The organism is Haloarcula halobia (genome assembly GCF_029338255.1).
Classification (GTDB): Archaea; Halobacteriota; Halobacteria; order Halobacteriales; family Haloarculaceae; genus Haloarcula; species Haloarcula halobia.
Window position 1 is genome coordinate 2052903 of sequence record NZ_CP119787.1, and the last position, 22372, is coordinate 2075274.

General features: G+C 64.7%; 25 protein-coding genes. 12 read left to right on the forward strand and 13 right to left on the reverse strand.

Features of this window, described 5'->3' with window-relative positions; translation table 11 throughout:
• Positions 1-119 precede the first annotated feature (119 nt).
• The gene (locus tag P1K88_RS10870; protein WP_276410198.1) at positions 120-3173 is read left to right on the forward strand and encodes an oligosaccharyl transferase, archaeosortase A system-associated; all 3054 of its coding nucleotides are present in this window, start codon (positions 120-122) and stop codon (positions 3171-3173) included.
• Positions 3174-3299: 126 nt separating this feature from the next.
• Here P1K88_RS10870 and P1K88_RS10875 read toward each other — a convergent pair whose 3' ends face one another.
• The 3 genes from P1K88_RS10875 to P1K88_RS10885 all read right to left on the reverse strand — a co-directional run bounded on the left by P1K88_RS10875 (position 3300) and on the right by P1K88_RS10885 (position 4384).
• Complete coding sequence (locus tag P1K88_RS10875) at positions 3300-3476, reverse strand: HEWD family protein (protein WP_276410199.1); 177 nt, start codon at positions 3474-3476, stop codon at positions 3300-3302.
• A gap of 56 nt (positions 3477-3532) precedes the next feature.
• Entirely contained in the window at positions 3533-3988 is a 456-nt protein-coding gene (locus P1K88_RS10880; protein WP_276410200.1) for a DUF7992 family protein, read from the reverse strand.
• Between the two features lie 120 nt (positions 3989-4108).
• Positions 4109-4384 carry a PadR family transcriptional regulator gene (locus P1K88_RS10885; protein ID WP_276277410.1) on the reverse strand — a complete coding sequence of 92 codons (276 nt, stop codon included), beginning with the start codon at positions 4382-4384 and terminating at the stop codon, positions 4109-4111.
• A 336-nt stretch (positions 4385-4720) separates the two neighbouring features.
• On the opposite strand from P1K88_RS10885, the gene P1K88_RS10890 reads away from it, so the two are divergent.
• Genes P1K88_RS10890 through purM form a run of 3 tightly spaced genes read left to right on the forward strand, consistent with a single transcriptional unit; the run spans position 4721 to position 7924 of the window.
• On the forward strand, positions 4721-6241 hold the full coding sequence (locus tag P1K88_RS10890; protein ID WP_276410201.1) for a TraB/GumN family protein: 1521 nt from the start codon (positions 4721-4723) through the stop codon (positions 6239-6241).
• Complete coding sequence (locus P1K88_RS10895; protein WP_276410202.1) at positions 6238-6870, forward strand: site-2 protease family protein; 633 nt, start codon at positions 6238-6240, stop codon at positions 6868-6870. Before P1K88_RS10890 ends, P1K88_RS10895 begins: the two co-directional genes overlap by 4 nt.
• Positions 6871-6919: 49 nt before the next feature.
• On the forward strand, positions 6920-7924 hold the full coding sequence (gene purM, locus P1K88_RS10900; protein WP_276410203.1) for a phosphoribosylformylglycinamidine cyclo-ligase: 1005 nt from the start codon (positions 6920-6922) through the stop codon (positions 7922-7924).
• 6 nt (positions 7925-7930) lie between these two features.
• Here purM and P1K88_RS10905 read toward each other — a convergent pair whose 3' ends face one another.
• The 3 genes from P1K88_RS10905 to P1K88_RS10915 form a co-directional block, all read right to left on the reverse strand.
• Complete coding sequence (locus P1K88_RS10905; protein ID WP_276410204.1) at positions 7931-8092, reverse strand: hypothetical protein; 162 nt, start codon at positions 8090-8092, stop codon at positions 7931-7933.
• 122 nt (positions 8093-8214) lie between these two features.
• Positions 8215-8757, reverse strand: a complete 543-nt coding sequence (locus P1K88_RS10910; protein ID WP_276410205.1) for a CBS domain-containing protein — start codon at positions 8755-8757, stop codon at positions 8215-8217.
• Between the two features lie 74 nt (positions 8758-8831).
• The gene (locus tag P1K88_RS10915; RefSeq protein ID WP_276277416.1) at positions 8832-9200 is read right to left on the reverse strand and encodes a DUF555 domain-containing protein; all 369 of its coding nucleotides are present in this window, start codon (positions 9198-9200) and stop codon (positions 8832-8834) included.
• 275 nt (positions 9201-9475) lie between these two features.
• Between P1K88_RS10915 and P1K88_RS10920 the strand changes: the two genes are divergently transcribed.
• From P1K88_RS10920 to P1K88_RS10930, 3 genes are all read left to right on the forward strand, one after another.
• Complete coding sequence (locus P1K88_RS10920; RefSeq protein WP_276410206.1) at positions 9476-9646, forward strand: hypothetical protein; 171 nt, start codon at positions 9476-9478, stop codon at positions 9644-9646.
• Positions 9647-9722: 76 nt separating this feature from the next.
• Positions 9723-10445, forward strand: coding sequence for an archaeal proteasome endopeptidase complex subunit beta (gene psmB / locus P1K88_RS10925; protein WP_276410207.1), 723 nt, complete (start codon positions 9723-9725; stop codon positions 10443-10445).
• 188 nt (positions 10446-10633) lie between these two features.
• On the forward strand, positions 10634-10912 hold the full coding sequence (locus P1K88_RS10930) for a DUF8106 domain-containing protein (RefSeq protein WP_276410208.1): 279 nt from the start codon (positions 10634-10636) through the stop codon (positions 10910-10912).
• A 30-nt stretch (positions 10913-10942) separates the two neighbouring features.
• Here the strand turns inward: P1K88_RS10930 and P1K88_RS10935 are convergent, their stop codons facing one another.
• From P1K88_RS10935 to P1K88_RS10945, 3 genes are all read right to left on the reverse strand, one after another.
• On the reverse strand, positions 10943-13090 hold the full coding sequence (locus tag P1K88_RS10935; protein ID WP_276410209.1) for a PAS domain S-box protein: 2148 nt from the start codon (positions 13088-13090) through the stop codon (positions 10943-10945).
• Between the two features lie 795 nt (positions 13091-13885).
• Positions 13886-14026 carry a hypothetical protein gene (locus P1K88_RS10940; protein ID WP_276410210.1) on the reverse strand — a complete coding sequence of 47 codons (141 nt, stop codon included), beginning with the start codon at positions 14024-14026 and terminating at the stop codon, positions 13886-13888.
• A gap of 25 nt (positions 14027-14051) precedes the next feature.
• The gene (locus P1K88_RS10945; RefSeq protein ID WP_276410211.1) at positions 14052-14540 is read right to left on the reverse strand and encodes a type II toxin-antitoxin system death-on-curing family toxin; all 489 of its coding nucleotides are present in this window, start codon (positions 14538-14540) and stop codon (positions 14052-14054) included.
• 177 nt (positions 14541-14717) lie between these two features.
• Here P1K88_RS10945 and P1K88_RS10950 point away from each other — a divergent pair, with 177 nt between their 5' ends.
• From P1K88_RS10950 to P1K88_RS10960, 3 genes are all read left to right on the forward strand, one after another.
• Entirely contained in the window at positions 14718-15092 is a 375-nt protein-coding gene (locus P1K88_RS10950; RefSeq protein ID WP_276410212.1) for a hypothetical protein, read from the forward strand.
• Positions 15093-15095: 3 nt separating this feature from the next.
• A complete protein-coding gene (locus P1K88_RS10955) occupies positions 15096-15425 on the forward strand; it encodes a hypothetical protein (RefSeq protein WP_276410213.1) in 330 nt (109 codons plus the stop codon).
• A 163-nt stretch (positions 15426-15588) separates the two neighbouring features.
• Positions 15589-16059, forward strand: coding sequence for a hypothetical protein (locus P1K88_RS10960; protein WP_276410214.1), 471 nt, complete (start codon positions 15589-15591; stop codon positions 16057-16059).
• Between the two features lie 257 nt (positions 16060-16316).
• Here the strand turns inward: P1K88_RS10960 and P1K88_RS10965 are convergent, their stop codons facing one another.
• A complete protein-coding gene (locus P1K88_RS10965; RefSeq protein ID WP_276410215.1) occupies positions 16317-16748 on the reverse strand; it encodes an ester cyclase in 432 nt (143 codons plus the stop codon).
• Positions 16749-17155: 407 nt separating this feature from the next.
• Positions 17156-18514 carry an NAD(P)/FAD-dependent oxidoreductase gene (locus P1K88_RS10970; RefSeq protein ID WP_276410216.1) on the reverse strand — a complete coding sequence of 453 codons (1359 nt, stop codon included), beginning with the start codon at positions 18512-18514 and terminating at the stop codon, positions 17156-17158.
• 141 nt (positions 18515-18655) lie between these two features.
• Between P1K88_RS10970 and P1K88_RS10975 the strand changes: the two genes are divergently transcribed.
• Positions 18656-19609 (forward strand): D-2-hydroxyacid dehydrogenase, encoded by a 954-nt coding sequence (locus tag P1K88_RS10975; RefSeq protein ID WP_276410217.1) that lies wholly within the window; start codon positions 18656-18658, stop codon positions 19607-19609.
• A 69-nt stretch (positions 19610-19678) separates the two neighbouring features.
• Here P1K88_RS10975 and asd read toward each other — a convergent pair whose 3' ends face one another.
• Both asd and P1K88_RS10985 read right to left on the reverse strand, forming a co-directional pair.
• Complete coding sequence (gene asd, locus P1K88_RS10980) at positions 19679-20716, reverse strand: aspartate-semialdehyde dehydrogenase (protein ID WP_276410218.1); 1038 nt, start codon at positions 20714-20716, stop codon at positions 19679-19681.
• A 72-nt stretch (positions 20717-20788) separates the two neighbouring features.
• Positions 20789-21226, reverse strand: coding sequence for a DUF7960 family protein (locus P1K88_RS10985; RefSeq protein ID WP_276410219.1), 438 nt, complete (start codon positions 21224-21226; stop codon positions 20789-20791).
• 91 nt (positions 21227-21317) lie between these two features.
• Between P1K88_RS10985 and P1K88_RS10990 the strand changes: the two genes are divergently transcribed.
• On the forward strand, positions 21318-22352 hold the full coding sequence (locus tag P1K88_RS10990) for a tyrosine--tRNA ligase (protein WP_276410220.1): 1035 nt from the start codon (positions 21318-21320) through the stop codon (positions 22350-22352).
• Positions 22353-22372 lie beyond the last annotated feature (20 nt).

Below are 22372 nucleotides of genomic sequence, written 5' to 3' on the forward strand. Positions count from 1 at the left end.
TCGCTCGCGGCGGCGCGGGATTCCGAACCGCCAGACCGTCGGCGTGTCGCTGCTGTTCGAGGCGCGCGCTCGTCCAGAGGTCAAAAGGCTTATGCGCGCCTTGGCAGTTTCTCCGTCCAATGAGTCAATCGTCGGGCTATTTTGACGACAACCCCGAACTCGACGCCGCCCTGGACTGGGCCGAGCGGTGGTATCACGTCCCGATACTGCTGGTCATGGTCGGGTTCATGCTCTGGAACCGCGTACAGAACTGGCGCCGTTTCGTCGTCGACGGCGAGGTGCTGTTCAGCGGGAACGACCCGTTCTATCACTTCCGGTCGACGATGTACGTCGTCAGGAACTGGCCGGCGACGATGCCCTTCGACCCCTGGACCCGGTTCCCCATCGGGAATCGCTCCGGACAGTTCGGAACCCTGATGGATCAGGTCGTGGGGACCGTCGCGCTGGTACTCGGTCTCGGGTCACCGAGCGAGGGTACCGTCGCGATGACCGCGCTGTTCGCGCCGGCCGTCATGGGGACGCTAGCGGCGATTCCGACCTACTACGTCGGCAAGCGCCTGGGTGGGCGCATCGGCGGCGTCACCGCCGTCGTCGTCCTGGCCCTGTCGGCCGGCACCTTCACACAGCGGAGCCTCGTCGGCGTCTACGACCACCAGGTCGCCGAGGGGCTCCTCCAGGTGACGGCGGTGCTCGGGGTGATGGTCGCCCTGAGCGTGGCCGAACGCGACCGCCCCATCTACGAGCAGTTCGTAGAGCGCGACGTCGCCTCCCTCCGTGACACCCTCGGCTGGTCGGTGCTCGCCGGCTTCGGCGTCGCCATCTATCTCTGGACCTGGCCGCCGGCCGTCCTCCTCATCGGTATCCTCGGCACGTTCTTCCTCCTCCGACTCGTCGTCGAGTTCTGGCGCGGCCAGAGTCCGGAACACACCGCCATCGTCGGCGCGGTGACGATGGGGACGGTCGGCGTCCTGACGCTGGCGTCCTTACAGACGTTCGGCCTCACCGCGACCGATCATTCCCTCCTCCAGCCGCTTCTGGCCTTCACGGTCGCGCTCGGGTGCGTGTTCATGGCCTGGCTCGCCCGCTACGTCGAGGCCGAATCGCTCGACCGGAACCTCTACCCGGTGACGGTCTTCGGTATCATCGCCGTCGGGGCGGTGCTCATGGCCATCATCCTGCCGGACGTCTTCAGTTACTTCGTCGACCAGGTGCTCCGGGTCGTCGGCTTCACCGCCTCGCCGTCTGCGACCCAGACCTCGGTCGGTGAGGCCCAGCCGCTGCGGAACCCCTCGTCGCTGTACAACGAGTACGGCCTCGCGTTGCTGCTTGCCATCATCGGCGCGCTGTACGTCCTCTTCCAGCAACTTTTCGGCAGCAGGCGGTCGGCCGAGGAGTTCTTCGTCTTCGTCTGGACGGCGTTCATCTTCGCCGCCACGCTCACGCAACTGCGCTTTGGCATCTACACCGTCTTCCCCATCGCGACGCTCACGGGACTGGTCGTGGGCAAGGCCGTCGACTGGATCGACCTCTCTGCGAACGACGGCGTCGACACGTACCAGGTGCTCGCCGTCATCACCGTCGTGTTCGTGGTCGTCGGCCCGCTGGTGTTCGTGACCCCCACGGCATTTGACCTCGGTCGCTCGGCCGAACCGGGTGACGGGATCCAGGGCTGGGACCAGAACCTCGAGTGGATGCAGGGCAACACCCCCGAGGAGGGCGCCTACGGTGTCGGCGGCAACCGGTCGCTCGAGTACTACGGCACCTACCAGATGCAGGACGACTTCGACTACGACGAGGGCGAGTACGGCGTCATCTCCTGGTGGGACTACGGGCACTGGATCACGACCCAGGCCGAACGCATCCCGAACGCGAACCCGTTCCAGCAGGGCTCTGACCTCGCCGCGAACTTCCTACTCGCACCGACCGAGGAGAAGGCCAACTCGGTGCTCGACGGCGTCGACGAGGACGACGCGCACACGCGGTACGTCGCCGTGGACTGGAAGATGGCGCAGGTCGCTGCCGGGCCCGGCTTTCAGGGCAAGTTCTTCGCGCCGCCGCGCTTCGAGGACCAGTACAACACCACTGCGTCAGACTACTACCGCCCACTCCAGGTCCAGCAGAACGGCGAGGTGACCAACCAGCGGTTCTACTACCGGACGCAGGACTACTACAACACGACCGTCGTCCGGCTCTATGAGTTCCACGGCAGTGCCGTGCAGCCACAACCGTTCGTCGTCGACTGGGACCGCGAGACGGTCAACGGACGGACCTTCAGGGTCACCCCCACCGACGGTCGAACCCTCAAGCAGTTCCCCAACATGTCCGCGGCCCGCGCGTACGTCCGTGAGGACGGAACCGCGCAGGTCGGCGGGTTCGGGACCAATCCGGGCGAACGCGTCCCGGCGATGGAGCACTACCGCTACGTCGGGTCGAGTTCCATGAGCGCGTACGAGTCCACCGCGCACAACCGCGCGACGCTCGTCGAGGCCCAGAGCATCGGGCTCCGGCTCCGCCAGGCGAGCACCTGTACGGCAAACGAGACGAGCATGCCTCTCGGCAGTGCGAACTTCTGTATGCCCGACGGCGGTGCGGACCTGATGAACGCCAACAACCCGGCGTGGACCAAGACGTTCGAGCGAGTGCCCGGGGCGACCATCGAGGGCACCGGTCCGGCCAACACGGCGGTGACCGCCGCCGTGCGGATGCACAACGAACAGACCAACGAGACGTTCGTCTACCGCCAGCAGACACGGACCGACGCCAGCGGCAACTTCGCGATGACGGTCCCGTACTCGACGACCGGCTACGACGAGTGGGGGACGGAAGCTGGCTACACGAACGTCAGCGTCCGTGCCGAGACGAGCTACCAGCTGACCGCGACGAGTGCACAGAACGGCATCCAGATGCCCTTCACTGCGACGACCAACGTCACCGAGGGCCAGGTCATCGGCGAGAACGAGTCGGCGGCGACCGTCGAACTCGAGCCGGCCTTCGAGATACAGTCCAACGATACCACTCAGAGCGAGAACGAGACGGCGGGCGACGTCACCACCGACGACGGTGACCAGACGACACCGAACGAGACCAGCGGGTCGGACACCTCGACGAACTCGACGGACACCTCGAACTCGCTCGCGCCTGTCGCCGGTGAGCGGTTCGTCGTCGCGCCCTGACAGCCCTCGTTCGTTCGTTTCGGTGCGGGTCCCTGCGCAGGTCCCTGTCGAGGCCCTGGCCGTGGCTGTGGACGCCGCTCTGGCTCAGTCACACAGAGGGTGGTTGCGTCGGGCCGACGGCCGGTCTCAGGCGAGCGGGTTGTAGGACCCGCTGATGTCCCACTCGTGCAGGCAGTAGGGGCTGCCGGCCTCCTTCTCGCCGTCCTCGACGGCGATGACCCAGCCGACCGTGCTGTCGTCCCACACGTCGTGTCGCCCGCACCGTTCACAGACCCGCTCCCGTGGGGGTGCGATTTCTGCCATGTGCGCTGAAAGTAGACGAATCCCTATCAGCGTGCCGGTCTTCCGGGGTGTCCGGCTCAGAAGTCCGGCAGGTCGTCGACGTCGGGCTCCTCGGCCTCCCAGTCGAGGTACTCGTCTGCCAGTACGTCACAGACGACCTGGCCGAGTTCGGTCAGGCCGGCGTTGATGCCCGAGACGGTCGCCCAGGACTCGATCGAAGGGTGGACCTCCCGCTCGCGCCAGTCCTCCGGGAGGCCCGGCGCGTGGTAGCCGACGCGGCCGGCAAAGGAGTCCCAGAAGAAGTCGAACTCGCCGACCAGCCCCAGGTCGGTGACGACTTGCCACTCCGATTCCTCGAGGCCCGTCCGGACCGCCCACGCCTCGAACGCGTCGGCCCAGGCGCCCGCGCGGAGCGCCTCGGCAAGTTCCTCGCGTCTGTACTCGTCACCCTGGACGTCCGCGTCGTCGTACTCGTCGACCGACGTTCCGGTCGCGAGGTCCGGTACCGGCGGTGTAGCCACGTCGAGTCCCATACCGGTCCTAGGGCGTCACAGGGGATAAAATCAGGCCGTCGGGCGCTCGCGCAGGCGGACCTCGGACGCCCAGTTGTGACTGGTCGTAGCGCCGCTCGTGTCAGGGAGACACGTCGGGTGTTACGCCGAGACGTACTGCGCTTCCCAGTCCTGCCGGGCGTCGAGCTCCCGCAGCCCTCGCTGGGTCAGCGTATAGAAGTTCGTCCGTCTGTCGAGCTGGCCCTTCTCTACGAGCCCCTTCTCGACCAGTGTGTCGAGGTTCGGGTAGAGTCGCCCGTGGTTGACGCCCCCCTCGTAGTACTCCTCGAGTTCCTCTTTGATGGCGAGGCCGTGGGGTTCGTCCAGCCCGGCGATCACGTACAACAGGTCACGTTGAAAACCAGTCAGGTCATGCATAAACGGTAACTAGTACACCGTACCCAACATATATCACTCTTGTTAATCTCGGAGTGAGTAGAAACCCCGATAGTACGTTCGTAGCGAACCGGCGGTAGTGGAATCGCGTCTCTCCCGACACACTTCTGGCCGGGTATCGACCCCGCGCCGAGGTCCGAATACCTAGATGAATAGACATAACAGATGACGAGGCCTGGGTAACACATGTCGGGAATGTAGACTGACTGGACGGTACCCTCGCAGTATCGGGGACTGCATCGGGGATCACGGGTGCTCGTTTCCGGGCCTTCGCCCGTACCCGACAACGGTAAAGGAGATGACTGTGTAACGCGGGTGATGACCGAACACGCGGAGTCGGCGCCGGACGACCTCCCGGAACCGTCGGGGGAGGGGTCCGTCCAGGTCGTCGGAACCGCCCACGTCTCGGAGCACAGCGTCGCGGAGGTGCAGGAGGCGATAGCCACCTCGCGGCCCGACATCGTCGCCGTGGAACTCGACGAGGGTCGGTACCGGCAGATGCAGGGCGAGACGCCCGACGACCTCGACGCCAGCGACCTGCTCAAGGGGAACACCGTCTTTCAGTTTCTGGCGTACTGGATGCTCTCGTACATCCAGACCCGCCTGGGCGAACAGTTCGACATCGAACCGGGCGCCGACATGCAGGCGGCAATCGACACGGCCGAGGAGCTGGGTCTGGGCGTCGCACTCGTCGACCGCGACATCCAGACGACCGTCCAGCGGTTCTGGGCCCGACTGACGGCCAGAGAGAAAGTCAGACTCGTCGGGAGTCTCCTGGCCGAGCTCGGACCGCCGCTCACCGTCGGACTCAGCATCGGTGTCATCGTCGGCATCTCCGGGTTCGTCGTGGCCTCGGCGCTGGGTGGCCCGTTCGTCCTCCCGCCGGCCGTCGCGGGCACCGTCGGCGGATCAATCGTCGGGATCGTGGATGCGCTGCTGGTCGGCCTCGCGGTGACGCTCCTGGTCGGGACCGCCATCGCCGCGTTGCTCGCCCGGCAGCGCGGCGGTGACGACATCGACGAGTTCGACATCGAACAGCTGACCGACACGGACGTCGTGTCGGCGATGATGGAGGAGTTCCGTCGGTTCTCGCCGGGCGGCGCCGAGGCGCTCATCGACGAGCGCGACGCGTTCATCGCCCACCGCCTCGTCGGCCTGCGTGAGGCGGGCTACGATGTCGTCGCCGTCGTCGGCGCGGGCCACCGGGAAGGCATCGAGCGGTACCTCGAGCACCCCGAGTCGCTCCCGCCGATGGAGTCGCTGGTCGGCAGGGAGACAGGGAGCCGGTTCTCGCTGTACAAGCTCGTCGGGTGGGCGATCACCGTCGGGTTCGTCGCGTTCTTCGTCCTCCTGGCGATGGCCGGCGTGCGCGATACCTTCCTGCTCCAGGTATTCGCCGCCTGGTTCCTCATCAACGGCATCGTCGCCGCGGGTCTGGCGCGACTGGCCGGTGCCCACTGGAGCAGTTCGCTGGTCGGCGGGGGCGTCGCCTGGATGACCAGCGTCAATCCGCTGCTTGCCCCTGGCTGGTTCGCCGGCTACGTCGAACTGCGCTACCTCTCGGTCAACGTCGGCGACATCGGACGACTCAACGAGATTCTGGCCGACGAGGAGTCGCCGATCCTGGACCTCGTCCGGCGTATGCGCGCCGTGCCCCTGTTCAGACTCATCCTCATCGTCGCCATGACGAACATCGGGAGCATGATCGCGAGTTTCCTGTTCCCCGTGATGGCGCTCCCGTATCTCGCCTCGCAGGACCGCGACGTCGGCTGGGTCGTCTCGAAGATGATTGAGGGCGCACAGAACAGCGCCGATTTCATCTGGGGGCTAGTCGTATGAACGTCACCTTCAGCGACGAGGAGATAACGGACCTGCTGGTGGCCTGGGCCGCTCTGGGCGTCGCGTTCACGCTCTTTCTCGAGCGCGACATCCGGATGGCGCTCCTCGGGCAGGTCGAGGGACTCACCGTCGCCGGCGTCGTCTCGACGCTCCTGGTCAGCCTCCTGACCGTCGGCGTCGGGTTCCTGCTCCACGAACTCGCACACAAGGTCGTCGCCGTCCGCTTCGGGCAGATCGCCGCGTTCAAGGCGGACTACCGGATGCTGGGCTTTGCCATCGTCGGCGGCCTCGTCGGGTTCCTCTTCGCGGCGCCCGGTGCGGTGGTCCATCGTGGCCGCATCACGGAACGCGAGGGCGGTCTCATCGCGCTGGCCGGTCCGGTGACGAACCTCGGGCTGGCACTGCTGTTCATCGTCTCCGTGCTCGTAACGCAGCTGGCGGGCCTGCGCGGGTTCCTCCTCAATCTGGCGCAGATGGGGGTCCAGATCAACCTCCTCCTCGCTGGATTCAACATGATTCCGTTCGGCCCGCTCGACGGTCGGAAGGTGTGGTCGTGGAGCAAGGTGGTTTTCGTCGGTGCCGTCGTCGCCGTCATCCTGTTCGGCGTCGCTGGCTTCGCAGTCCTGTAGGGGTCCCGGGAACGATGCGCTTTTGCCCGCGCCACGTCCCCACACGGGTATGACCGAAGACCACGACGACGAGACGGGCACAGAGGAGGGGCTCACCTACGCCGAGACGGGCGTCGACATCGACGCCAGCGAGGCGGCGACGAAGGCTCTCATCGGCGCCGCGGGCGAGTTCGAGGGCGACTACGCGGGCCTGGTCGACATCGGCGACCAGTACCTCGCGCTCGCGACGGACGGGGTCGGGACGAAGCTGCTCGTAGCCGAGGCCGTCGACGACTACTCGACTATCGGCATCGACTGCATGGCGATGAACGCCAACGACCTCGTCGCCACGGGTGTCGAACCGGTGGCCTTCGTCGACTATCTTGCCGTCGAGGCGCCCGACGAGGAAACGAGCGAGGCGATCGGCGCGGGGCTCCGTGAGGGGGCCGAGCGGGCCGGCGTCAAGCTGGTCGGCGGCGAGACGGCCGTGATGCCCGACGTCATCAGGGGACTGGACATCGCCGGCACCTGTGCGGGCCTGGCGCCCAAGGACGGCGTCTTCCCGGGTGAGGCAGAGGCCGGCGACGCCATCGTCGGGTGGCCCTCCTCGGGCATCCACTCGAACGGGCTGACGCTGGCCCGGGAGGCCGTGACCCGGACCCACGACTACGGCGACCCGTTCCCGCCGAACCCGGACTCCACCATCGGCGAGGAACTGCTGACGCCGACGCGAATCTACAGCGACGTCCTCCCGGCGCTGCGGGCCCACGAGACCCACGCGGCGGCCCACGTCACCGGCGGTGGCTGGACGAACCTCACGCGGATGGGCGCGTACCGCTACGACGTCGATGACCCCTTCGAGGCACAGCCGGTCTTCGGGTTCGTCCAGGCGGAGGGCGACGTGAGCGACGAGGAGATGCACCGGACGTTCAACATGGGGACCGGGTTCGTGGCGGCGCTACCGCCCGAAGACGCCGAGTCGGTCGTCGAGGCCTCCGCCGACGCCCGCATCGTCGGCGCTGTGGTCGACGGCGACGAGGTGGTCTCGATTCGGGGCCTCGAGCTGTCCGGCTGAGTCCGTTCAGGCGGGCTCGACGGCCTCGGTGTCGTCGGGGCCGTCGGTACGCGCCGACTCGGCCACCCGCAGCTGGAGTGCCTCTCGCAGGTGATAGCGGACGCGCTCGTGTTCGGCCCGTTCGAGTGCCGATTCCAGGTGCTCGTCGACGGACGCGGCTCGTGACATGGCTCTATCCGGATCGTCTCGCGACCGACCGATATACCCACTCGATCGTTCGAGCGCGTAGGCGGTGGCTGCGTGCCGTAAGCGAGCGCATAACTGTCCCAGATGGAGCGGGCCCGGCGACGTCAGCTGACCGTCCGGGCGATGTCGGCTTCGGTGATGACGCCGACGGTCCGCCCGTCCTCGACGACCATCACGGCCGCGTTGTGGTTGAGGTAGGCGTCGACCTCGTCGATGGTCGCGTCGGGTTCGACCGTCGCGATGGACTCGTGCATCACTTCCGCGACGGGCAGGTCGCCGACGTTCTCCTCGGGGCGCTGGCGGATGTCCGAGTTCCCGATGAGCCCCTGGGGCGACCCGTCGCGGATGACGGGGACCTGCGAGTACCCCTTCTCGTCCATCAGCGCCTTCGTCTCGTGGACAGAGTCGTCGGGGGCCACCGAGACCACCGGGGAGTTCATCAGGTCGGCCGCCCTGACGATGCCACCCTCGGCCTCCTCGAGCGCGTTGACGATCCGGCGGAGTGTCGAGAGACGCGGGTCGACGTCCCCGCCCTCGATGCGCGCGATCAGCGGCTGGGAGACGTCGGCCTGTTCGGCCAGTTCGCTCTGGGTCAATCCGAGCTCGTTCCGGCGCTCCCGGAGGTCCTCGGGCGTCGGCAACTCCATACCTCGTATTACTGGAGGTAATACAAAAAGCCATCGGCTACCCGTTCCGGCCAGCGACCGCGAGCGCGCGCCGGTCAGGCCTCGGCCTCGGCCTCGTCGTCCTCCTGGGTCTCGAACACCTCGATGACCTTCAAGGGGACGTCGCGGAGGGCGCCACCGATCTCGCTCTTGGCGATGCGCTGTGCGTGTTCGGTCGACTCGGCGTTGAAGACGTCCATCTCGAGGACGAGCCCGACCAGTGCCGTGTCGGCGGCGATGAACGCCGAGTCGAACGGTTCGCCACAGGCGGGACATCCCGTCGCGCCGACCTCGACTTCGACGTAGTCCATCTCAGCCTCGTTGAGCCGTTTCCCTGCCTCGCTCACGGCGACACCGATGGCGTCGTCGATGTCTTCGACGTCACGGACCAACCAGGCTGCTTCCATCGCTACGAGATAGTTCATACACGACCCAACGACGCCCGCCTATTCGTTAGTTTTGATTCGCTCGCGGTGCGCACGTCATCGGGAATATTCCCATAACGTATCCAGACTCCGGCGCTCCCCCATGACCCAGTTACGCCGCGAACGGCGCGAACGACTCAACGAGTTGGACTCTCTGCAAGTGGAGTTTAATCGCACCACGGCGGCAGGACTGTCTGTCACGAACGTTCAAACATGACTGATCGGTGTCAATAACTTATTTATACCGGCGTTTTCCTCTCCACAACCGAGGGACGATGGAATCCCAACTGCACAAGACGACGCTGCTCGCGCTGTACCAACTGAGCCTGATGCTGGGTATCGTACTGTTCCCGGTGGCGGTGGTCACCCAGCGACTCGGTGTCAGGCTGCCCGTCGAACGACTCGTGACTGGGCTCAACGAGGCCTACGAGCAGGCGAGCGCGTGAGGTGAGAGCCGCCTGGTGGCGGTCAGGCTCACCACAAGAAGAGGTTTTATCACCGCCCGACTGATACCGGTGGGTAATGCGAGAGACAACTCCTGGCCCCGATTTCTCCCGACCGCCGAGCGCGGACGAGTTCCAGAGCGACCCGTACGCACCCGAGGTCGGATCGCTGCCCGACCAGTCCCCTCGTGACACAGAGAAGGTAAACAAGACGGGGACGACCACCATCGGCATCTCGACGACCGACGGGGTCGTCATCGCGACGGACATGCGCGCCTCCCTCGGTGGCCGGTTCGTCTCGAACAAGAACGTCCAGAAGGTCGAACAGATCCACCCGACAGGTGCGCTCACGCTCGTCGGCAGCGTCGGCGGCGCCCAGTCGTTCATCCGCACCCTCCGGGCCGAGGTCGACCTCTACGAGGCCCGTCGCGGCGAGGACATGTCGATGCAGGCCCTCTCGACGCTCGCGGGCAACTTCGCCCGCGGCGGTCCCTTCTTCGCTATCAACCCGATTCTGGGCGGCGTCGACGAGGACGGCCACCACGTCTACTCCATCGACCCGGCCGGCGGCGTGATGAAAGACGACTACACCGTCACCGGGTCGGGGCTGACCGTGGCCTACGGGACCCTTGAGGACCGGTACGAGGACGATATGAGCAACGAGGAGGCACGCGAGGTCGCGGCCGCGTCCATCAAGGCCGCCGCCGAACGTGACACCGGGTCCGGCAACGGCATCTACCTGGCCGACGTCACCAGCGACGGCGTCGACATCCAGGGGTACGACTTCGACGACCTCCTGTAGTCCGGCCGGTTCGCTCCCCGGGAGTCGTCTCTCCCGGTCCTCTGAGTCCGGCGGGTCCCGGAAACTTCGCTCGGCCCCGGCATGGCGTCGCCGGAAGTCCCACACGATTTTTCACCGACGTACATACATATTTGTCCAGAAACACCGCGTTACAGAAGACATATATGCCGCTGTTGGCAGGGTGACGTATGACCTCCACAGAACCGACCCGGAAAATCAAATCGACGTTGTTCTGCCCCAGCTGCGAGTACCGCGGCGAGGCCGACACCGACTGGGTGGAGTACACCCTGCGAGGACACACCCAGCGTCGCTGTCCTGCGTGTTACGACGTCGTGGACAGGCGGCCGGCACGCGGCGACGAGGACGCGTGGGCACGGTACACGGCACCGATGCAGTCCGGTCTCGTGGCCTGGAAGGCCGGCCTGCAACGCGTCAGCGAGTCGGTCAGACAGTTTTCCCCACTGTAGCGTCCCCGACTACGCTGCCGTATCCCGCCGTCAGCGGGTGACCTCGACGCCGGTAATCTCGAACCGGGCGCCGCCCGTCTCGCCGGAGGCGTGGTCGAGTGACCAGCCGTGAGCGTCGGCGACCCGGCGCGCGATGCTGAGGCCGAAGCCCGTCCCCTCAGCGAGATTCGACCACCCGGGCTCGAAGACCGCGTCCCCGTACGCGGCCGGCAGGCCGGGCCCGTCGTCCTCGACGTAGAAGCCGTCCGCCAGCTCCCCGACGGTGACGGTCACCGACTCCCCGCCGTGTTCGACGGCGTTGCGCAGGAGGTTCTCGAAGAGCTGCTTGAGTCTGGACCGGTCGGCGTGGACGGAGCAATCGACGTCCGCCCGCAGGGTCGCCGCCTCCGTCTCGACGGTCTGCCAGCACTCCGTCACCAGGGTCGCGAGGTCGACGGGTTCGGCGTCGTTCATCTGGTTGCCGTCCCGAGCGAGTTGCAGGAGGTCGTCGATGAGCGTCGACATGCGTTCGTGTGCGTCCTCGATACGGTCGAGGTGGTCACTCTCACAGTCCTCGCGGGCGAGTTCGAGGTGGGCCCCCGCCACGTGGAGTGGGTTCCGGAGGTCGTGACTGACGACGGACGCGAACTGCTCGAGTTGCTCCTCGCGCGCTTTCCGCTCGGAGATGTCGCGGCTGACGACGATGAACCGCGCCTCGTCGTCCATGTCGTGGCGCCGGGTGTGGACCTCGACTGGGAACGTACTCCCGTCTTTCCGGCGGTACCGTCCCTCGATCGTGAATTCGTCGTCCTGGTCCATCGACTGCCAGTGGGCCCTGGCGGTCTCCGGGTCGGCGCGTTCGTCGACGTCCCAGACCTTCATGGCGGTCAGCGTCGACTCGTCGTAGCCGGTCTGTTCGCACAGTCGCGGGTTCGGGTCGATGATGTTCCCGTCTATGTCGTGGATGTTGATCATGTCGGGCGACTCGTCGAACAGCGATTCGAGCCGGGCCTTCGTCTCCTGGAGCGCCTGTTCGCGCTTCTTCCGTCCGGTGACGTCGCGGCTGTTGACGACGATGCCGTCGATGCCCGGGTGGTCCCGGTAGTCGGTGGCACGGAGTTCGAGCCAGCGCCACTCGTCGCCGGCCGTCCGGAACCGTAGTTCGTCGTCGGTACGCCGCTCGTCGCTCGTCAGGAGCTGCTCGAAGGTCTGGAGTGCCGAGGCTCTGTCGTCCGGGTGAACGTACTCGAAACCCTGCTCGCCCACCAGCTGACCCGCGTCGTAGCCGAGGATCCGCGTCACCGACGGGCTCTGGTACTGTATCGTTCTGTCCTCGTCGAGGACGGTGATGATGTCGGTCGATCCCTCGAGATACGCCTTGTAGCGCTCGAGGTCGCGCTGTCGCTCCCTCCGGTCCGTGACGTCTTGGAACAGCGAGATGACGGTCACGACGTCGCCGTCGTCGTCGGTGATGACGCGATTGTGCCACTCACAGACGATTCGCTCGCCGTCCTTGCGCACGTTCTCGTCGACGCTCCGGAACCCACCCCTCGCCGCCTCGAGTTCGTCGGTGACCCGGTCGACGTGCTCGTAACTCTCCTCCGTCACGAGTACCTCCCACGTCTCGCCGACGAGTTCCGATTCGGTGTACCCGAGGATCTCCTCTCCAGTCTCGTTCAGCCGGACGATCTCGAAGTCCTCGTCGTACTCCAGGACGCCAAGCGGCGACTGCTCAAGGAGCAACGACAGCCGGTCCCGACTCTCCTCGAGCGCGGTCGCGGCCCGGTACTGCTCGACGGCGTTCGTGATGCGGTTGGCGAGCACGGTGTACTGTCCCGTGCCCGTCTCTTTCTGCAGATAGTCGGTGACGCCCCTGGAGATGGCTTCGCTGGCGATCTCCTCGGACCCTTTCCCGGTGTAGAGGATAAACGGCAGGTCCGGGTGGTCCTCGCGGACGGCCGAGAGGAACTCGATGCCGTTCCGGTCCGGGATGTCGTAGTCGGAGACGATGCAGTCGAACCGGTGTTCGGCGAGCATCGCCAGTCCCTCGTCGACGTCGCTGGCCGTGGTCACCTCGAACCGGTCGTTTTCCACCTCGAGATAGGTCTTTGTGAGATCCAGCAGGCCCGGTTCGTCGTCCACGTGGAGGATGGCGATCGTACCGTTGTCGGTCGCGCGCCTGCTCGGGGAGGAGGTCATCTGTCACCCCCTCCCTTCCGGGGGCGTTCGCCACTCGAGCGGTCGCACTCGCCACCGTGGGCGGGTCGCCAGGATCGTACCGCGATGGCGGCCCGGCCACGTGAAGTAGCCAGGCTGACCGCGATGGTCGTCGTCCGAGCGGTGCCAGAGACGTGGCCGGGGCGTAGCATCGTCATGTGTATCGTGGGCACGGAGCGATGTGTCAGGTGGGATACCGCGACCGGCCGAGGAATGACCCGTCCGCTCGCGACGCCACCGAGAACATTCGCTCCCGGGTCCGACACCCTTGCATACAGTGTAGAACAGTGACGTATCGGGATATAGTTTTATCTCACCCTGTGGCAACCTTCACGGTTCAACGGGTGGTGCTACGCACGTGCTGTTGACAGTCCTCCGACGAGTCTTCGTCCGGGCACATCAAGACAGGGATCCGCATGATATCCGGAGGGATACTATGGCGTATCGTTTTACACTGAGAGGACAGGACCTGCTGCATCCGTACCCTGAATCTCGCGCGGCTAACCAGAGTAGACAGATTTCGGGGCACCCGACGGGTCTCATCTCCGACTCCTCATCATCGACAACTTCCGATGTCTCGTGAGATAGACGGGCTACTACCGAGGAACCCACCTCCACGGTAGACAGTGGCTGAAGTGGCCTGTAGTACTCGGAAATCAGTCTAACAGGACGCTCGAAATGTACGCCCGGAACACTACCGGAAGAGAATCTACTAGTAGGTTCGGTAGAAGTAAAACTCACGTTTCTGCGAACCGAGAAGGGACGGACGTGAGAACGCTATTCGTTTTCTAGAGCGTCGTAAATGTCGCGGTGTTCGTCCCGATCAGCCTTGGCGACACGCAACACGAGCTCTCGACGAATCTCCTCCATCACGTCGTCAAGCTGTGTTCGTTCCTCTGTTTTCTTTTCCGTCGCCATGTCTACTTCTTGACCACGAATCCGGTTAATCGTTCGGGTCCGATGATTCGTCGGACAACTGATCAAGTCCATACTCGACGAGGTCGCCTCGCCATCGTTCGACCACTTCGTTCAAATCAACGTCTGTCGTGTGTGCTCGAAGATATTCGAGCACGTCGTCCTCATCGACTGCCTTCTCGTCGGTGCCGAACTCCACCAGTATCTCTCTGATTTCGTCGTCGTAATCGAAGCGATAGCCGTTGAGCAGATAGAATACGACCACCACGTTGAGTGCGGTGCGCTTGTTTCCGTCCACGAACGGATGGTTGGCGACGAGAAGCCGAAGCAGGTGAAACGCCTTCTCGTGAACCGTCTCTGGAACCGACCCGAAGCTCCCTTCCTCGACGTACTCAAGTGCGAACTCAACGTCACCCCGGTTCCGGACGCCAGGGCTGGTATCCGGGTATTCGGAGACGATATCGTCGTGGATATCGACGATGTCCTTGGCGGACGGATACCAGAGCCGATCACTCATCGTCCGCGCCAACGGGTGGGGAGAAAATGTAGCTTTCCACGCGGGGATTCGCGCGACCGCCGCTGGAACTCAGTTCGAAAATGTACGCCCGGAACACTACCGGACGAGGATCTACTAGTGAGCCCGTACGCGAAGTACAGCAGTACATTCATTACATCAGCACTCTAATTCCTCCGTATGCCCGTGAGTATCGACGAGTTCGAATCGGGGGACTTGCCGGAGGGGCCGAGCGTGCCCGAGCAGGTGATCACGTACCTCCACACGCATCGGGACGCAGCGTTCACCCGGTCAGAGATTGCGACCGCTATCGACGAAGATCCGAACACGGTCGGCACAGCACTCACGCGACTGAAAGAGCGCGATCTCGTCCGTCACCGTGGTCAGTACTGGGCAATCGCGGAGGACGAACAGCGAGTCACTGCCGCGTACGACCTCCACGACGTGAGCAGACGGCTTGACGAAGCCGACGGTGGGATCGATTCAGCGGATTGGGACGCTGTCGCTCCTGACCAAACCCATCCGAGCGAACAGGATTCGAGCGAGGACGGGTAATCGATGGAGCCGGAACGCGGCGATGTCGTCAGGAGTACCGATCCATTCAAACACGGTACCGAGCGTCAGCGTCCGTGGCTCGTCGTGAACACCAGTACCCACCCGTTCGCCGACGAGCAACACATTGCGGTCGCTATCTCTACGAAGGAATACGACGACTCGCTTCCGCTCAGTGAGGACATCTGGGAAGTCGGCGGCGTTCCACGAGAGTCGTTCGTCTCGCCATGGGCGGTCCACTCACCCCGGAGCGAGGACATTGTTGCGTGGCAGGGTCGAGTCACTGACGAATTCGTGGACCGCGTCGTCGATTCGCTGGAGACGTATCTCCGGTAGTTCTGAGATGTACGCCCGCAACACTACCGAGCGAAAATCTACTAGTAGGCCTAGTGAAAGTGAAATCGTATGAGTGGTATCTGCTCAGTACAGGCCGATCATTGGCGGACTGACGCACATTTTTATTACTTATGTCGTCGTTTGTTGTTACCATATACCATACATGACCACCGCAGAATCTTCAACAGTCGCGGATAGTCAGTCAGCCACACAGAAGAGCGGAACGCTCGGTGGATTCGCTGGCACCTTCGTTCCGGGACTTTGCTTCGAGAGCGGCTACTGTTTTTGGCTCCTCGCATTCACCGATACACCGACTCAGTTCAATGAGTACACCGAACTGTGGATTATCACGCCGGATGGAGAACGGATTCTCTATACTGACCCTGAACCAGCCGCAGAGGAAGTCCAGAAGTACCATGATTTCGACCGGGTGAATGGTGCTACCATTACTTGTGACCTCAGTGACAAGCGTTTCAGTGTTGAGATGGAAGCGACCGATGGGACGGAGTTGGAACTGACCGGCGCTGCCCGCCAAACCATCGGAACCAGAATATTGAATACCGTCATTGGACTGACGCCTGACGCTATCCTTCAGAGCCGTGTGGGAACAACAGTAAGCACTCTCTCTCTCTGAATCTGCTTTTGGATGCTAATGGGCTGAAAGTCGCCGGACGGACGGAAACAGACCGACGGTATCGGCTGGATGCCAAGCGGTTACAACAGATTACAAACGCCTCTGGGACCTTAGATGAGCGCGATCTCGGTTCGCTCAGTTCCCCGGACCAACCGATTGAATTTGGCGACGCAAAAACGACTTCGGACGCGCTGTATGTTCCCGGTACATTACATTTGGAACAACGCAACGGAAAAAAGTAACACCCAAGAGGGGTGTCAAAACGGGAGTTCGACGGCACCAATGCCTTCCATAAGCCCCAACATATCTGTCCGTGGCCACTCGTCAACGACATACCCATCATTAATTCGGAACAGGGCCGCATTGGTTATCTCGAAGCGATTCCCCGTTGCGGGAATTCCCAGCATCTCCCCTGAATGAGTCATAGCCATCTCGAAGTCGTAGGCGACGATGTCGTCCTCGACCAGACAGTGTAGTTCCGTGATCTCGATGTCGGAGAACCCACCGAGGGCTCCCTGCAGGTATCCTTGAAGCGCTTCGCGGCCCTCAATACTTCCCTGCAGGCCACCGTGGCGGGTTGCTCCCGATGCGTAGAACTCCGGGACTACATCGAATGACTGCTTCTCGTAGAGCGTTTGATAGAGCTCACGGACCAGTTCCTTTTGTTCTGCTGAGCTGTCTTCACTCATAGTTCGGCTCCTGTTGCGTTCCGTAAGATGGCTACCTCTCCAATCAGCTACTGACCCCGTGGAACGCTACTCTCGAAATGTACCAGCGACTATGTTAAATGTTACCTCTCCTCAAGAAATCCGTTGTAGTCCATATTATTTTGAAGTTATCTAAATATCATACTGAAATTATCGCCCGGAACACTAACGTCCGGCATCATCCTGGGCGGTGTGCCAGGTCAGCCGACAAACCCTCGTGCCGGGCGGTCGCCTCACGGCGACGGGTCCGCTGTGTCACGCGCCCGGGTTCTCCGGTCTGTCATCGTCCCGATGTCGGGCCTCGGCCGGGGATTGAAGGCACGTGCTCGACGGTACCGTGTCGGTACACCTAAGCGTGGCGTTCGGGTCCGGGCCGGCTTCGCGTGGCCCTATACGGTGTAGTCCGACTCGCGCAACTGGACGTACCGGCCGTTCCGGTAACCGAACTTACCCCACTTGTACGTCACAACCATCTTCAGGCCGTAGTAGCCGCCTCTGAGGGCCGCGTCGGCCTTGATACCGCGGGTGTCCATCAGGGCATTGGCGGTGGCGAAGGCGCGGTCCCAGTCCGCCGGGCGCCAATCACGGACCATGTCGGCGAAGGTGACGTTGCGGAGGATCTCGTCACCGATGGCGGCGTGCCACTCGTCGTTGTAGCGGTCGAGACGCCCCTGAGCGGCGAGGCGACCGGCGATTTTCCCGGTCCGGACAGCGACGTGGTCGCCGCCCTCGTGGAACGCCGACGTCGCGCCCATCGCCCCGCCAGTGACGGCGATGCCCGCCCGGCAGGGGGATTCGATGGGGCGTGTCGAGGAGATGGGGTAGGTCTCCGTCCCGCCGGACTTGCCCCGGTCCTCGACGAGCGGGAAATCGGCGAGGTCGTAGTCGGGGAACTGCCGTTCGAGGAGGCGTCTCACATACTCGTTCCCGCGGGGGATGCCATCGTCCTCGTGACGCAGCAGGTCCCACTCGCGCTTGTCGTAATCCCCGATGTCGAGGCCGATTGGCATCGTCAGGCCGATGCGAGCCACCGGCGGGTCGTTCGGGAAGATCCAGGGATAGGCCGTGTGGCCGGGCATGATACCCCACCAGAACTCGATGAACTCCGGGTCGAACAGCTCCTCGGGCATCCGGCGGTGTTCCTGGTAGGCGATGTGGTTGGCCGACGTCGAGGGGAGAATCTCTGCCATCGAGCGCCCGTCGGGGAGGAACTGGTCGAGCGTCCCGCTGGTCACGGTGCGCTGTGGCCCGTCGGCCAGCACGACCGCGTCGGCTCTGAGATTCTCGCCGTCTGCGAGGGTGACCGTGTGGCGTGGCGTCCGGGAGAGGTCCGACTCGACGCCGGTGACGCTGACGCCCGTCCGGTAGTCCGCCCCGGCCTCGAGGGCACGCTCGCGGAGCCAGTCGTCGAACTTCGCCCGGTGGAACGTGAATCCGAACCCGTCGTAGGTGGCGTCGATGCCCGTCTCGGTCAGCTCCAGTTCGCTGTCGGGGCCGTAGAACCTCGCGCCCTCGAGTTCGCTCAAGACCACGTCCTCGGGGAACTCGCCGGGCTCGAACTCCATGATGTCGAGCCAGTAATCCAGCAGTCCGGCCGCGTCCGTCGAGTCCGGACCCAACCCTTCGCGGTCGGCCCTGGGGACCCCCTTCTCCAGGACCACAGCGTCGGCGCTGTGGGCGGCCGCGGCCCGGGCCGCAGCGGACCCGGCCGGGCCGCCGCCGACGATAGCGACGTCTACGTCTTCCATACGCACAGTCGTGCCGCCCCGGTGGCTAAAACCTATTGTCTCGGACCGCTCGAGTGCTCGTCTCGCCGCCGTTCGCCGCCACAATTTTGCCAGTCCGGTGAGCAGGCCACCTATGCACGATACCGACGCACGGAGGCCACGATGACGGACATCCTCGTGATGCGACACAACATCCACGGGATACCTCTCGACCGGTACGTGACCGCCCTCAGAGAGCGTCTTCCGGACTACGACGTCGCCGTCGCCCGGACCCCGGACGAGGAACGGGAGCTGGTCTCCGACGCGACGGTACTGACCGGCGTTGCGCTCCCCGATGCGGTCCTCGACAGGGCCGAGTCCCTCGAACTGTTCGCCAACATCTACGCCGGCTACGACCACCTGCCGCTCTCGGAACTGGCAGCCCACGGGATCGCGCTGACGACCGCTTCGGGCGTCCACGGACCGAACATCGCCGAGCACGTCATCGGGAACTGGCTTGCGTTCGCTCGTGGCTTTTTCACCGCCCGGGACCAACAGCAGGACCACGTCTGGCAGTCGTTCCCCTCTACGGACTTCGCGGGAAGTACCGTCTGTGTCGTCGGTCTCGGGGCCATCGGCCAGGCCATCGTCGACCGCTTGGGCGGGTTCGGCGTCGACACCGTCGGCGTCCGGTACTCGCCGGAGAAGGGTGGCCCGACCGACGAGGTCTACGGCTTCGACGAGATACACGACGCCGTCGTCGACGCCGAGTACGTCGGCATCGCGTGTCCCCTGACCGAGACCACGCGACACCTCTTCGATGCCGACGTCTTCGAGACGATGCGGCCGTCGGCCGTCGTCTCGAACGTCGCCCGTGGGCCCGTCGTCGAGACGGACGCGCTGGTCGACGCGCTCCGGCACAACAACATCGGGGGCGCGGCGCTGGACGTCACCGATCCCGAACCGCTCCCCAACGACCACCCGCTCTGGGACTTCGACAACGTGCTCATCACGCCCCACAACGCGGGCCACACCGAATCGTACTTCCAGCGCCTGGCCGACATCGTCGCGGAGAACGTCCGCCGTCACGAGGAGACCGGGACCTGGGACGACCTGCAAAACCAGGTCGACCTCTGAGGGGGCGTCGACCGGCGAGACGCGCCGCTCCGACCCTGGTCCCTCGAAACGTCCGAGTGTGTCGGCTCCTTACAGGTAGCCGCGCTGTTTCAGGAGTTCGCCGTTCAGGATGCTCGCACCGGCGGCACCGCGCATCGTGTTGTGCGCCAGGCAGTTGAACTGGACGCCCTTCGTCGTCCCCTGGAACCCGCCGACGGCGACGCCCATCCCGTCCTCGACGTTCCGGTCGAGTCGGGGCTGTGGGCGGTCCGGTTCCTCGAAGACGGTGATGAGCTGGTCGGGCGAGGACGGGAGGTCGATGCCGGTGACCTCGGTCATCGCGCCCTCTGCGTCTGCGGCGGTGACGTCCGCGGCCGTGTCGGCCCAGACGTTCTCGAGGTGGCCGTCAAGCGTCGCGATGCGGTTACACGATGCGGCGACGTCCATGTCGTGGAGGGAGACCTCCGCGCCGTCGAACGAGCCCAGCAGTTTGCGGGACTCGGTCTCCATCTTCTCCTCCTCGCCGCCGATGTACGGGATGGCGTTGTCGATGATCTCCATCGACGTGACGCCGGAGTAGCCCGCGCCCGAGACGGCCTGCAGGGTCGAGACGTTGACATCGGTCAGGCCGAAGGCCTTATCGAGAGCGGCCAGCGGCGGGACCATCGTGATGGTCGAGCAGTTGGGGTTCTTCAGGAGCGCGCCGTCCCACCCGCGCTCGTCACGCTGGACCTCGATGAGGTCGACGTGGTCGGCGTTGATCTCGGGGATGGTCAGCGGGACGTCGGGGTCCATCCGGCCGTTCGAGGAGTTCGAGGAGACGACGTAGCCCGCCTCGCAGAAGTCGGGTTCGACCTCGGCCCCGACGCTCGAGGGGAGCGACGAGAAGATGAGGTCGACGTCGTCGGGGACGTCTTCAGGGGTCGTCGCGCCGACCTCGATTTCGGCGACGTCCTCCGGGATGGGGGAGTTGACACGCCACTTCGCGGCCTCCTTGTAGGTCTTCCCGGCGCTCGATTCGCTCGCGGTCAGTGCGGCGATCTCGAACTCGGGGTGCGGGTCGAGCAACTGGATGAGTCGCTGTCCCACTGCCCCGGTCGCGCCGAGAACGCCTACGCGTACAGACATTGTGCTACCGGTCTGCGTCGGGTACACTAAGCAGTTTGGGTATCGTCTACCCCTGTCAGCCTGCCGTCAGATTCAGGACTCGACCAGCGTGTCCTCGAAGGCCCACGTGACGACGCGTGCCTCCACCAGGTCGCGCTCGTCGACGTACGGGTCCTCCGGGTCCGAGAGGACCGCTGTGGCCGACTCGCGCATCTCGCGCTCGAGGTCGCTGTGGTCCGGTTCGTCCCGTACGTCGTTCAGCAGCGCCTCGAAGTCCTCGCGCAGGTCGAAGGAGGCGTGGGCGACGTTACACCGGGAGAGCGGGCTCATTCCGGTCTCCAGCACCAGGTCACGGACGGTCTCCCAGTCACGCTCACAGAAGTAGATGGACACCTCGCCGACGATGTCGCGCCAGGCGATGGCCTCCGAGTGTTTCAGCAGCGGGACGGCGCGCGGGGGCAGGTCGATGCGCGTCTCGATGTCAGGGTTCCCACACAGGCAACAGGCCGTCTCCGTCTTCCCCGTGTACATGCCGTCGTGTTGGGCCGGACGGACTTGTGTGCACCGCTCCCGGGCGAGGCGACACGGAACGTTTTACTCGCCGGAGCGGGGACCGGAGCGTATGGATACGGCCGAGCGACTCGACCTGGTGACGCGACACACACAGGAGGTCGTCACCGAAGACGAACTCGAAGCACTGCTCGACGACGACCCGTCGGCCTACATCGGCTACGCCCCGACCGGCGAGATGCACATCGGCCACTTCACCACGATGCGCAAGCTCGCGGACTTCCTGCAGGCCGGCGTCGACGTGACGGTCCTCATCGCGGACCTGCACGCTCACCTCGACGACAACAAGAGTCCCTTCGACCTGCTCGACGCCCGCTCGGAGTACTACCAGATCGCGATCGAGGCGATGATCGACGCGGCCGGCGCCGACCCAGACGACGTCGAGTTCGTCCGCGGGACGGAGTTCCAGCTCGAGGAGGACTACACCCTCGAGATGTACCGGATGGCCGCGGAGACGACCATCTCGCGCTCCCAGCGCGCCGCCAGCGAGGTCGTCCGCGAGTCCGAGAGCCCGAAACTGGGTGGCCTGCTCTATCCGCTGATGCAGACGCTCGACGTGAAGGCGCTGGACGCCGACATCGCCTACGGCGGCGTCGACCAGCGCGGTATCTACATGCTCTCCCGGGAGGTGCTTCCCGACCACGGCGGCGACGCCCCGGTCTGTCTGTTCGCCCCGCTGCTCTCTGGGCTCTCGGGCGGCAAGATGAGCGCCTCCGAGGAGGCCTCGAAGGTGAACCTCACCGACTCGCCCGACGAGGTCGAGGAGAAGATCGGCCAGGCCTACTGCCCGGCCGGCGAGCTCGAGGACAACGGCGTCCTGGAGTACCTCGACCACCTCGTCTTCCCCGTGTTGGCGGAGCGCGGCGAGGACTTCGTCGTCGAACGGCCCGAGGAGTACGGCGGCGACCTCGTCTACGAGGCCTACGAGGCCGTCGAGACGGACTTCCTGAGCGGCGAGCTCCACCCCGCGGACCTCAAGCCCGCGGCCGCGGCGGCGATCTCCGACGTCATCGGCCCCGTCCGGGAGCGACTGCGCGAGGAGCCCGACCTGCTGGCGGATGCCTACCCCGACGCGTACGGCGAGTAAGGAAGGAGTGCCCACGCACC

Excerpts from the sequence above, each read along its gene's own strand:
- P1K88_RS10870 (WP_276410198.1), top strand. The coding sequence starts at position 120 with ATGAGTCAATCGTCGGGCTATTTTGACGACAACCCCGAACTCGACGCC.
- P1K88_RS10875 (WP_276410199.1), bottom strand. The coding sequence starts at position 3,476 with ATGGCAGAAATCGCACCCCCACGGGAGCGGGTCTGTGAACGGTGCGGG.
- P1K88_RS10880 (WP_276410200.1), bottom strand. The coding sequence starts at position 3,988 with ATGGGACTCGACGTGGCTACACCGCCGGTACCGGACCTCGCGACCGGA.
- P1K88_RS10885 (WP_276277410.1), bottom strand. The coding sequence starts at position 4,384 with ATGCATGACCTGACTGGTTTTCAACGTGACCTGTTGTACGTGATCGCC.
- P1K88_RS10890 (WP_276410201.1), top strand. The coding sequence starts at position 4,721 with ATGACCGAACACGCGGAGTCGGCGCCGGACGACCTCCCGGAACCGTCG.
- P1K88_RS10895 (WP_276410202.1), top strand. The coding sequence starts at position 6,238 with ATGAACGTCACCTTCAGCGACGAGGAGATAACGGACCTGCTGGTGGCC.
- purM (WP_276410203.1), top strand. The coding sequence starts at position 6,920 with ATGACCGAAGACCACGACGACGAGACGGGCACAGAGGAGGGGCTCACC.
- P1K88_RS10905 (WP_276410204.1), bottom strand. The coding sequence starts at position 8,092 with ATGTCACGAGCCGCGTCCGTCGACGAGCACCTGGAATCGGCACTCGAA.
- P1K88_RS10910 (WP_276410205.1), bottom strand. The coding sequence starts at position 8,757 with ATGGAGTTGCCGACGCCCGAGGACCTCCGGGAGCGCCGGAACGAGCTC.
- P1K88_RS10915 (WP_276277416.1), bottom strand. The coding sequence starts at position 9,200 with ATGAACTATCTCGTAGCGATGGAAGCAGCCTGGTTGGTCCGTGACGTC.
- P1K88_RS10920 (WP_276410206.1), top strand. The coding sequence starts at position 9,476 with ATGGAATCCCAACTGCACAAGACGACGCTGCTCGCGCTGTACCAACTG.
- psmB (WP_276410207.1), top strand. The coding sequence starts at position 9,723 with ATGCGAGAGACAACTCCTGGCCCCGATTTCTCCCGACCGCCGAGCGCG.
- P1K88_RS10930 (WP_276410208.1), top strand. The coding sequence starts at position 10,634 with ATGACCTCCACAGAACCGACCCGGAAAATCAAATCGACGTTGTTCTGC.
- P1K88_RS10935 (WP_276410209.1), bottom strand. The coding sequence starts at position 13,090 with ATGACCTCCTCCCCGAGCAGGCGCGCGACCGACAACGGTACGATCGCC.
- P1K88_RS10940 (WP_276410210.1), bottom strand. The coding sequence starts at position 14,026 with ATGGCGACGGAAAAGAAAACAGAGGAACGAACACAGCTTGACGACGTG.
- P1K88_RS10945 (WP_276410211.1), bottom strand. The coding sequence starts at position 14,540 with ATGAGTGATCGGCTCTGGTATCCGTCCGCCAAGGACATCGTCGATATC.
- P1K88_RS10950 (WP_276410212.1), top strand. The coding sequence starts at position 14,718 with ATGCCCGTGAGTATCGACGAGTTCGAATCGGGGGACTTGCCGGAGGGG.
- P1K88_RS10955 (WP_276410213.1), top strand. The coding sequence starts at position 15,096 with ATGGAGCCGGAACGCGGCGATGTCGTCAGGAGTACCGATCCATTCAAA.
- P1K88_RS10960 (WP_276410214.1), top strand. The coding sequence starts at position 15,589 with ATGACCACCGCAGAATCTTCAACAGTCGCGGATAGTCAGTCAGCCACA.
- P1K88_RS10965 (WP_276410215.1), bottom strand. The coding sequence starts at position 16,748 with ATGAGTGAAGACAGCTCAGCAGAACAAAAGGAACTGGTCCGTGAGCTC.
- P1K88_RS10970 (WP_276410216.1), bottom strand. The coding sequence starts at position 18,514 with ATGGAAGACGTAGACGTCGCTATCGTCGGCGGCGGCCCGGCCGGGTCC.
- P1K88_RS10975 (WP_276410217.1), top strand. The coding sequence starts at position 18,656 with ATGACGGACATCCTCGTGATGCGACACAACATCCACGGGATACCTCTC.
- asd (WP_276410218.1), bottom strand. The coding sequence starts at position 20,716 with ATGTCTGTACGCGTAGGCGTTCTCGGCGCGACCGGGGCAGTGGGACAG.
- P1K88_RS10985 (WP_276410219.1), bottom strand. The coding sequence starts at position 21,226 with ATGTACACGGGGAAGACGGAGACGGCCTGTTGCCTGTGTGGGAACCCT.
- P1K88_RS10990 (WP_276410220.1), top strand. The coding sequence starts at position 21,318 with ATGGATACGGCCGAGCGACTCGACCTGGTGACGCGACACACACAGGAG.